Annotated in this window: 2 protein-coding genes; one reads left to right on the plus strand and one right to left on the minus strand. The window is 53.0% G+C overall.

Translation table 11 applies throughout. The features are described 5' to 3' along the window. A partial coding sequence (locus ABYW01_RS21155) for an alpha/beta fold hydrolase (protein WP_372836562.1) occupies positions 1 to 627 on the minus strand: 627 nt, incomplete at its 3' end. A 131-nt stretch (positions 628 to 758) separates the two neighbouring features. Between ABYW01_RS21155 and ABYW01_RS21160 the strand changes: the two genes are divergently transcribed. Further along, positions 759 to 1469: chorismate-binding protein (locus tag ABYW01_RS21160; RefSeq protein ID WP_372836564.1), on the plus strand; the 711-nt coding region annotated here is incomplete at its 3' end.

Consider the following 1469-nt stretch of genomic DNA (forward strand, 5'->3'; position numbering starts at 1 on the left):
GGTCACACAATCCAACGCATTGGCAAAACCTTCCGGACGCTGGCCCAAGCGGCTGATTGTCAGCTCCTCCACCTGCGGGGATACGCGGCGGTTAGGCGAGATCGCATCAAGAAAGCCCACTACGCCATGGCGTACATTATCCTGACGCAGCTGACCGGCGGCGTCGGAATAGCGTTGGCGAAGCTCAATAGTACTGTTCCAGCATGATCGGTCTAATACCGCCGCTTCAAGAAGAAACTGCTTCCCCACGCGATCACCATGCTGCTGTTTAAACAGCAGACTGACAAGGCCTCCCATGGAATAGCCCGCCAGATCAAAGTCCCACCAACCCAGGTGATCCACCAACGCATTCATGTCTGCCACCAGTTCCTGCGTCTTAAACGCATACTCCTTGCCATCAGGATATCGGGTATCACCCATACCACGCTGATCCGGCACCAGCACTTCACCCCAGTGGCTCAAAAACGCGGTGATCATCTCCCAGGTGTCAACACCGGCTACGCCTGCGCCATGCAATAGCACCAGTTTACGGGTGCTATCAAGATCAGGGTTCTTATATAGACGGTAGGTAATATGCTGGTCAGCAAGCTTCAGCTGACGGGTGGTTTTTGTGAACGGATGGTTCATTGTGTATTCATTCCTGAATGATCTTTTTAGAGCACCTTTTAATGTTACCTGATTAGCGTTATTAAGCGACTCGATTTGTCGCCTGCGCCCCGTTACAATGCCCGTTTACTCCACCACAGGTAGAATCAGCATTGAGTAATCGGCGTACCATTCCATACCTTGCCGACAGCAGTCTCTATTTCAATCGCATCCGCTCTCTGGGTAACGCGGTGTATCTGGACAGCGGCCGACCGCTTTGTCCATGGGGACGCTTTGACATTATTGCTGCCGCTCCTATCGAGCAGGTGCATTTCTCTGTCAGCCCGGCAACCGATACCAACCCGTTTGATCAGCTGCGTGAACTGAAATCACGCTACGCCTGTGCGCCCAAAGCCGATCCGGACCTGCCCTTTCAGGGTGGACTGCTGGGTCATTTCTCTTATGACCTCGGCCGCGCGCTGGAAGACCTGCCAGAATCTGCGCAAAAAGATACCGACTTTCCCGACATGGTCGTGGGTGTCTATCTGTGGGCAGTGGTTGTTGACCATGACTTGAAGCGCTGCACACTGGTGTCGACAGAAAGTGTCGACAATCTACTTTTAGATCAAATAGAACGTACGCTGCAGACCCCTTTGGAATCGGACAGCACCTTTGCGCTGACCGGAAAGTTCGGCTCAAACGTCAGCGAAGCGCAGTATCATAGCGCACTCAAAAAGATCGATGATTACATTCACGCCGGTGACTGTTATCAGGTGAACTTTGCGCAGCGCTTCAGCAGCACCTATGAAGGCGATCCTTGGGCAGCGTATCAGCAGTTACGCGAAGCGGCTCCCGTCCCGTACTCTGCTTATATAGAGAACGAA

Origin of the sequence: Pontibacterium sp. (assembly GCF_041587635.1) — a bacterium.
GTDB lineage: Bacteria > Pseudomonadota > Gammaproteobacteria > Pseudomonadales > Balneatricaceae > Pontibacterium.